The sequence below is a fragment of the Brucella sp. NBRC 113783 genome (assembly GCF_040372265.1).
Lineage (GTDB): Bacteria > Pseudomonadota > Alphaproteobacteria > Rhizobiales > Rhizobiaceae > Brucella > Brucella teleogrylli.
The window spans coordinates 110,470-118,669 of record NZ_BAABRX010000010.1 but is presented as its reverse complement, the minus strand read 5'-3'; the positions used below and the strand labels follow the sequence as shown (position 1 = coordinate 118,669).

Here is an 8,200-nt window from a genome sequence, read left to right as displayed (position 1 = left end):
TGGTGATGTTGAATGTCGCCGGAAGCGCGGATAGCTCTGCCGAGCGATAGAAAAACGGGTTGGTCGGGAACACATAAGACAGGTTCTGCGTCTCCGAATTGAAGAAGAACCTGTCAAATGCCGTGTTTGCCAGCGTCAGTGGATCATCCGTGTCATATTTCAGGCACTTCAGAACCGGGCCGACACCCGGTTTGTAGCCGATAAAAGTCTGGGTCATGTGAATATCCGCAGATCGGCCAAGTTGTCATAGCCGCGCATGATCAGCTTGCCGTTGTTGGACTGAAGCACGTCGAAATACAGGGTGCCCAGACGGGCGTTCTGAATGTAGACCTGTCCGTTCTGTACAACGAACGGATAGGTGAAGCTGCCATTGTTATTGGGATCGGCAATAGCGAACTGGTTGGACACAACGATAAACTGGCTGCCCGTCGGAGTGACATTGATAAACCAGCCTGCCTGTTTCCAAGTGTCGCCGGTGTTGATGCGAGCGTAAGCCGATATTCTGGCCGATGTGCCACCCCCGCCGACTGTTGACGTCATGCGCCAACCCGAGTTAGCCACCGTGCCATCGACAGAAGCATTTACGTCTGTGATTGCGTCCGCGACGGCTGTGTACTGGCCTTCAACATTATCCACTCGCGTAGACAGAAGCGTCACCACACTGGCATCCGCCTTGTCGTCAAGCTCGGCGTTCAACTGTGTCAGTTGCTGCACGATGGCGCTATTCGGCCCCGTCGCGACATAGATGTCTTCGGACCACGAAGCCTTTGCCTTGCCGTAGGTGCTGGCAAGTTCGCGGCGCAGCGACCGGCTATCTGCATAACCGGCCAGCATGCCGTCAGCGGTCTTGGTGGCGTTTTCCTGAGCCTGACGAAGCGCTTCACGCCGGTCATCCGTCATCCAGTTGATTAGGCCCTTCACGTCACCGTCGAGGCGCTCGTAATCGACTGGACTGTCATCACCTGCCGCCTTTAGTGTCGTGAATGGCGTTTCTGTCGACCAAGCGACCGACCGGCCATTGTCCACGCGCAAGCGTGTCCGGACAAACCAGTCAGTCAGGGAGGTCAGGCCTTCAACAATAGGAACGTTGATCACGTCCCAAGCCACGAACTTGGTAAACACCTGCGACGGGTCATTCGCTGGCCAATATTCGATATCGACGCCGACGACCGAGATATCATCAATCGGATCCCATATCAGCCGCACACCGGGCAGTTCGCCTTGTCCATCTGCAACGACTACAATTGGAATGGCGAAGAAATTCTGCACCTCGGCCAGATATTGCGGTGGTGGGATTACGATGATGTTCGGCGGGTTTGTTTCGTAGGCTGTCGGATCAAAAACGCCATTGCTGATCTGCTGCAACGACAGTGAGATATCGCGAGCGCCATCGGTATTGATCCCGCCAAGCTGGCGCGTCAGAACCTGAAACGTCCGATCACCATACTTGGCGCTATTCCATCGAACCCACCGGCCTTCCTTGATCGTGTCGAGGAATTTCGGATGAACGACGATTTCCGCTGATGCCTGATAGCGCGCCCCGCGGATTGCGATGTCTGCCAGCCTGTCCACCTGCCGCACGTCAGTGACGGCTGCATATGGTATGGCGCTGGCCAGCGTTTCGCGGTCTTCCGCCAATGCGCCGGCATCGATGCGAGTTGCCGCGTCCTTCGTTTCATAGAAGTCATCCGGCGAAACGTAAGAGGCCGCAACCGTGTTGATTAGCTCGGTGCGCTTGCGTTTCGCACTGAAGCGAAGCGGTGCACCACGCTTGATGTCGGCATCGGTGATGGTTGCAACGATGGCCTGTGGAGCGCCTGCAATCGGGAATTCGCCGTCAACACGCTCCACCCACGAGCCGCACATGGCTTCGAGGATCGGCGTCAGGTTGGCGTCGTGGTTCGCGCCGGGACCGTCCTTGGCAATCGCGTGCGCGCGATACCGCTTAGAACCGTCCGACATACCTTCGTCGCAGATATTCGCCGCCTGGGTGTATTCTGCCAATGGCAGGCGGCTAGCGCGAACCGCCTTGCCGACCATGCGCTGAGTGCCGTTGAAGAATCCGCGCTCCAGATTGTAAATCTGCACAACGGGATTGTCGGAATACTCCCAGGTGCTCTGGTCGTCCCAGCGATGTGCGCCCGATCCGCCCATCGTAGTGTCTTTGCGCCAGTCATAGAGCGGCGCGCCAACGACTTCGAACAACAGCTTTGCGGGCGAGGTCAGGCCATCGCCATTCTTGCGCAGCTCCGAAAACACGATGGCATAAGCAACCCCTGCGCCGCGATGGTTCGCGGTCCAACGTCCGGAAGGACGGGCATTGTTGATGAGCGTCGGCTCGGCCTGCTGATCCATCGTGCCATAGAAGAACTTGACGCGGACGTTATCGTGATCGTCGCCGCTCGTGCCCTCATTTGGCACAAACCAATAGCCATCGGCATCTTGCGCGATAAGCGTGCGCCACTCACCGTTGTATCGGACCCGCGGTACAGACGTGATGCGGAAGCTCGACAGAACAAACACATCCTGAATGAGACGCCCGCCACTGTCGTAGCTGTTTCGATAAATATGATGGCCTTCGGTCGCGCACGTGCCGATAATAACCGAACGAGGGATATTCGCTCCGTACTGGGTTTCCAGCTCCGACGCTCGGCTTTGCGTTTTCGGTGGAAACAGCGCGTTGACGGCATATTTAAGTGCAATGCCGAATGCGGTCTGAGCAATACCGGCGAGAATCGGACTGGCGGCAGCCCATGCGGCCACGCTCGACACGATGCCGCCGATAGCGGTGAAGATAGGCGCTAAAAATGGCATACGGCGGCCTCATGCAGGCGCAACAAAAAAGGCCCGCTGCTGGCGGACCTTCAAAGGCGCTGATTGTCGTGGTGGTTAGCTGCCGACCCTGTAGGCCTGCTCGATTTCGGTCACAGGAAAGAACGTAAGACCAGCAGGCTGTTTGACCGCGAACCCTGTGCCACAGATAAATCCGGCCACATATTCGTCATTGATGATCATCACGCCGACATCTCCCCGGCGGGCAGAAAGCCTATTGACGGGCTCAAGCTGGAGATAGGTTTCGAACACATCCTTGACGCTCTCGCAGCCATTGGCGCGCATCTTGCGAGCGGCGCCGGCTTCCGTCTTGTACTTGCCGCGGAACTTCACAAGCGGGTCATCTCCGGTTACGGCCTTGATCGCATCCGCCGCCGTCATCAGGCAGTCGGATATACCCCATTCAGGAGCGATAGAGACATGAGAAGTTGCCAAGTCTTCAAGCGCCCGATCCCAGCCGGGAACCCTAGCCGAATTTGATTTTGAAGAATTCATTCTTGATCCTCGCTGCATACTCGAAAAGCATGTCGCCTAACGAAACAAGCTGCTGATCCTCGTGCGAGGCATAACGATAGCCTTCGCGGAAATTGTCGACTGCACCGGTCTCGATATTGCCTTCCAGCCAAACATTGTCGCCTTCCTCGCGGTGGTCAATGGTATCGACATAGCCGTACCATGTCGGCTCGGCGTGAAGGAACGCGTTCGTATCCGGGTCGAAATAGAAGTCGTAGAACGTGACTGGACGGTTCTTGTAGTCTTCCTGCTCAATCAGCTTCAGCTTGTCGGGTGTGAGCCCAAAATCAGCAGCGGCAGGCAACCGCATCGTCACCGGCTGGGCAGCCGTGCCGAGCGCATACATAGGCTCATCGATGTCGATCAGCGTGTTTCCGTTGTACGTAAGGCCAGCATAACTCACGCTCCCCTTGCCAGAGAAAAAGCCATAGGTGCCGGTACCGAATTCGACTTTGACGGCCGAGGCTATCTTGCCCCTGCCCTCGTCGAGCAATTGCTGTAGACGTGCTGGGAAGGCCATTAGTTACCGCCAAATCATCGAAAGGGTGGATTGAACCGCGCCCAGCTGATATCTGGCCGGCATGATTAGAAGTGTTTGCATGTTGATTGTCGGTTTTGGTGCCTTGATCCAAGGTGTTCTTCGCCTTGGAAATCCAGCCCAAGCAGTAGAAAAAACGGGCTGGTTATATCAGCAGTTCGGAGACCAAGGCGTAGCTATCGGCATGATCGCCATGGGTGCCGTCGCATTGGTCATAGGCGCCATTATGTTCAACAACACCTGGGTTCGTGCTATTCGCGCTCGGCGCCAACGGTAGGCGCGTCTCGACTTCCGATTGCGACTCGGCTTTGATACTCGCGCGGAGGCACAACCATGTCAAAAGGCAAAAAACATCCTGGAAACAGACCTGAGAGACGTCGCTATCCATTAGTTGATATCAGCTTCGCTCACTTGCTAGGCGAGCTCGTGATGGCTTGGAACAACACCGAAAATTGTTGCAAGATGCTTTTGAGCCATTTGCTTGGCCAACCAAAGGGAGTGCAATCTGTCACCAACGAACTAAATGGTCAGTCACTTTGGTTCGCGCTTCGAGCTTTATCGTCATCTTCGTCTCACCCGGAAATTGAGCCTCACATTAGAGAAATTTCAATTTCCATCGAACGATTGAATGAACATCGCAACTACTTCGTTCATGGTGCCAAGGAAGATCAAGGCAGCTTTCTGATCTTACGTACCGAGTACGCCAAGGGCGAAATCCGAGAGTACGAAGATAAAATAGACAAACAAGAAATGCATCAGTTGATCAGGGATTGCGAGGACATGGGAATGTGCGCCCTGAATATCATCGCATATCTAATTTTAAAGCGTCGGGGTCCACCAACTTCACTTCCTGAAATGCCATTTTTACCACCTCAATTAGACAAAACCCGTCGTAATTCGAAAGTTCGCGTTCCAAAACCTTTGTCATCTCAGGAGTAAAACCGAAAAAATCTCTTTCTTCCACTTCCTTCACTTCGGCACCTCAATCAACTGAAACGACGCATCGGGAAACTTGCCGTCGCCAATTTCCCACGTCTTCGGCATTAGCCGCATGTTCATCACCGGGCTCTTGAAGCGAACTGCCGCGCCGACGGTGATGTAGGACGGTAAGAATGGCTCGATCTTCACCTGCACGCTCGTGCTGGCTGCTGTGGCATCAGCAACGATGCGGGCGATGAAGTTGTAATCGCCGACCGTAAACCCGACCAAATCGCCTTCCTTCAGTTTCAATCCGACCACAGCGCCATTTAAGGTGAGCGAGTTGCCGTTGATCGCACCCAGCGTAGCGGTGCCGGTGATTGCCGGATTATTAGCGTCACCCCAATAAGCTTGCGGGATGCAAACGTGTTTTGGGGTGTAGTGCACCGTAACCTGACCGCCGCGGCATCGATCGATGAACGCCTCGAGCAAATTGCGCTTGGCATTCGTCAACGCTGTAATCTTGGCCGTCCAAGTCCAGAAAGGATCGCCGTTCTCAATCGCTGAAATCGCCCGATCCCCGTACTGAGACATGGAAACCGGGCGATTCAGGACCGGGAAAGTCGGCTGATATCGAAGGCCAGTCGGAAGAAGTTCAGCCATTACCTTGCCAGCCCCCTTGAATTGACTTGCCGTAGATCGCGTGCAGTTCGCATGGCGCCTGTTTTGTCAAAAGCAGTAAGCCCCTGTTTCACGTTCCGCTGCGATATGAGTTCGACCTCGGCCTGCCAGTTGCCGTCGCGATCCACAAAGACACGAACGTCGGCAATGCCGGATTGCGCTTGCTGCGTCGCGGCAGATGAGCGCAGGATCGGCATGGATGGCGCGCGCAAAGGTGAGCCGCCGTCCTTCAGTCCGATAACACGCCCGCTGTTGATGGCTTCCAGCAACGCACGATTGCGCTTTGTCGCTGCTGCATTGACGACGAACTCCTCGTCGCTCAGCATCGCCGGTATTTTATCGCCACGCGGCCCGCCAGGTCCGCGGACAATGCCACCACCTGCGCGTTTTACCGGTCCACCGTTCTTGCGGAAAATGCCTCCCAGAGCGCCGAATAGGTTGAAGCCGCCCTTGTCGGTATCGAAGATGTTCGCAAGGCCGATCTCGATAAACTTGTCTGCGATGCGTCCGAGAGAGTTGGCAAATATATCCGCTGCGTCAGCGCCGTTCAAAAGATCGCTGGCAATTCCTCCAACCCATTCTTTCTGGAATGCCGCCATGTCTTCGGCGTTTTCTCGAATACGGTTCTGCGCTTCGGCAAGCTTGTTAGCCTCTGCACTCGCAAGTGCCCACTGATCGGCGGTCTGGGCGATCTGCGCTCGCAGCTCAGGAGTGAGCGCAACGCCCGCCTTCTGGGCAGCATTGAGCAGTTCCTGCTCCGTACGCGCCTTTTCCATGGCAAAGCCATAGTCATTAATCAACGGGTTGATCTGACGCTGCGCTTCAGTCTCCGCGACAAGAGCCGATGTGCGGTCGGTGATACGTTGGATGTCACTGTCGAACCGCTCAGCGGGTGTCTTCTTCGTGCGGCCCTTCTTCTTGTCGTCTGGCGTAGTCGCGATACCGCCGCCGTAGCCAGAAGGCGTTGAGGCGAGGATACTCTCTGCCTTTTTCTTTTGCTTCTCGAGGTCAATCACGGATTGCTCGAGTTGCAAGGCATTAGTTTCAGCGGTTCGCGCCGCATATTCTAACGGCTCAAATTCAAGACCAGTCATCGCTCGAAATTTCGACGCTCGGTCAATTGCCGTGTAAGCATCGGCCGACGCCGTAACACTCTGCGACTTTGCCGTCTCAAGCTGCAAAGCAATCTGCTTCACAAGCTCTGCCTGATACGCTTTTGAAGCGTTCGCTGCATTTTTGAGCGCGATTTCGTTACTACCAATGGCATCCGTGAATTTCTTGGCCGCGCTGTCTCCGCTTCCTATACTTTTATAGAGCAAATAGACGGCACCTGCTGCAGCCCCGGCCAAGAGGCCGATTGGCCCAAGCGATGCACTGAAGGCGGCAACTACGCTCGTACCTGTACGAAGTGCTGTCAGGAATGAGCCCAATGCAACAACAGCTTGGCCCAGTCCGACGACCACCCCAGCAATCGCCCGCCCCGTGAACGCGGTAATCAGCACGGTCGCAAAGGCTGCAACAACGTCGGCTATCTCTTTGAAGTTATCAGCAACATACTGCAGCGCTTGAACCAGCTGCCTACTCGCGCCAGCTGACTTATCGGCATTGCCGATATAAGCGGTAAACTCGTTATTAATCTGCGTGAAGGCGTCGGCAATAGTCGCGTTGGTTGCCTTGAACTGAGCCTCAATGCCCTTTTTTGCATTCAGGATAGCCTTGAACACGCGATCAGACGTCAGCTTCCCATCAGCGCCAAGCTGCTTCAAGCCTGCGATCGTGGTCTTAAACTCGTCAGCAATTGCCTTTGCAATAACCGGCGCGTTTTCACGCAACGACCGGAGTTCATCGCCCTGCAACACGCCAGAACCCAAAGCTTGCCCGAGCTGGAGAATGCCGGCAGCTTGTTCCTGTGCGGACGCACCGCCAGCCTTAAAGGCTTTTGAGACAAGCGAAGTCGCCAGCGCAATCTCGTTTTCCGACTTGGCTACGGCGGAGGCAGATCTGATCAGCCGAGCATATAAGTCAGTATATGCTTCAAGACTTGTGCGTGCTTCGTTCGCACCGTCCTTCAACTCATTCAGCGAACGTGCGCCAACACCAGCTGCCGTCGCTGACGAACGAATGAGGTTTCCAGCCTGCGTCCAAGCATCCGCATACTGCATCAACTCGCGCGTGCCCAATGCGGCAGTAATGCCAGTTAGGGGAGCAGCGAGGTCTTGCATCGTGCCCTTGCCGATGTTGCCAAGCGCCGCATTTATGCGCTGCACGCTTGCGTTTGCTGACTTCTCCATCTGGCCCATCTGGCGCGTGAATTGCCCACGCTGCCGATTGATCGCGTTCTCCAAACGCTTGAAATCGGCTGAAAATTGAACGACAAGAGTCTCTAAGTCAGTGGCCATGGTGGGGCACCTATGAAAATAGAACAGAGATTTAATGGGGTGGGCTGGTTAGGAATTGCGTTCCTATTTGTCGGCCCTCTGGTGTCCGCGTATGGCTACTGGGATCTGCTCGCGGCCGTTGCGAAGAACGTCCAATTTGGCGGCTATTACAATCAAAGTATTTTGATGCCGTATGCGCTTCTGATCATGGGCGGCATCGCATCACTGGCATCTTTGCCGCTGATTATTATCGGTCGTGATTTCGAAGGATTTGCCACGGGAGTCGACGGCACCAAATCTGGATCTCGCGTGAAGGAACCGACGTTTTAGCGAAAGAATT

General features: G+C 55.2%; 9 protein-coding genes. 3 read left to right on the top strand and 6 right to left on the bottom strand.

The window, feature by feature from the left end:
* The 4 genes from ABWW11_RS22180 to ABWW11_RS22165 form a co-directional block, all read right to left on the bottom strand.
* Window positions 1-217 (bottom strand): hypothetical protein (locus ABWW11_RS22180; RefSeq protein WP_353409241.1); only part of this gene is annotated, 217 nt, incomplete at its 3' end.
* Entirely contained in the window at window positions 214-2,814 is a 2,601-nt protein-coding gene (locus ABWW11_RS22175; RefSeq protein WP_353411595.1) for a phage tail tip fiber protein, read from the bottom strand. The genes ABWW11_RS22180 and ABWW11_RS22175, both read right to left, overlap by 4 nt.
* 75 nt (window positions 2,815-2,889) lie before the next feature.
* On the bottom strand, window positions 2,890-3,327 hold the full coding sequence (locus ABWW11_RS22170; RefSeq protein ID WP_502904886.1) for a DUF6950 family protein: 438 nt from the start codon (window positions 3,325-3,327) through the stop codon (window positions 2,890-2,892).
* Window positions 3,299-3,865, bottom strand: a complete 567-nt coding sequence (locus ABWW11_RS22165; RefSeq protein WP_109367093.1) for a hypothetical protein — start codon at window positions 3,863-3,865, stop codon at window positions 3,299-3,301. Before ABWW11_RS22165 ends, ABWW11_RS22170 begins: the two co-directional genes overlap by 29 nt.
* A gap of 79 nt (window positions 3,866-3,944) precedes the next feature.
* Here ABWW11_RS22165 and ABWW11_RS22160 point away from each other — a divergent pair, with 79 nt between their 5' ends.
* On the top strand, window positions 3,945-4,160 hold the full coding sequence (locus ABWW11_RS22160) for a hypothetical protein (RefSeq protein WP_063621166.1): 216 nt from the start codon (window positions 3,945-3,947) through the stop codon (window positions 4,158-4,160).
* Between the two features lie 56 nt (window positions 4,161-4,216).
* On the top strand, window positions 4,217-4,822 hold the full coding sequence (locus tag ABWW11_RS22155) for a hypothetical protein (RefSeq protein ID WP_319080741.1): 606 nt from the start codon (window positions 4,217-4,219) through the stop codon (window positions 4,820-4,822).
* A gap of 30 nt (window positions 4,823-4,852) precedes the next feature.
* On the opposite strand, the gene ABWW11_RS22150 is transcribed toward ABWW11_RS22155, so the two are convergent.
* Both ABWW11_RS22150 and ABWW11_RS22145 read right to left on the bottom strand, forming a co-directional pair.
* Window positions 4,853-5,464: a hypothetical protein gene (locus tag ABWW11_RS22150; protein WP_319080742.1), complete on the bottom strand. Its 612-nt coding sequence runs from the start codon at window positions 5,462-5,464 to the stop codon at window positions 4,853-4,855.
* Window positions 5,464-7,881 (bottom strand): tape measure protein, encoded by a 2,418-nt coding sequence (locus tag ABWW11_RS22145; RefSeq protein WP_319080743.1) that lies wholly within the window; start codon window positions 7,879-7,881, stop codon window positions 5,464-5,466. Before ABWW11_RS22145 ends, ABWW11_RS22150 begins: the two co-directional genes overlap by 1 nt.
* Window positions 7,882-7,893: 12 nt before the next feature.
* Here ABWW11_RS22145 and ABWW11_RS22140 point away from each other — a divergent pair, with 12 nt between their 5' ends.
* The gene (locus tag ABWW11_RS22140) at window positions 7,894-8,190 is read left to right on the top strand and encodes a hypothetical protein (RefSeq protein WP_319080744.1); all 297 of its coding nucleotides are present in this window, start codon (window positions 7,894-7,896) and stop codon (window positions 8,188-8,190) included.
* Window positions 8,191-8,200: the final 10 nt, after the last annotated feature.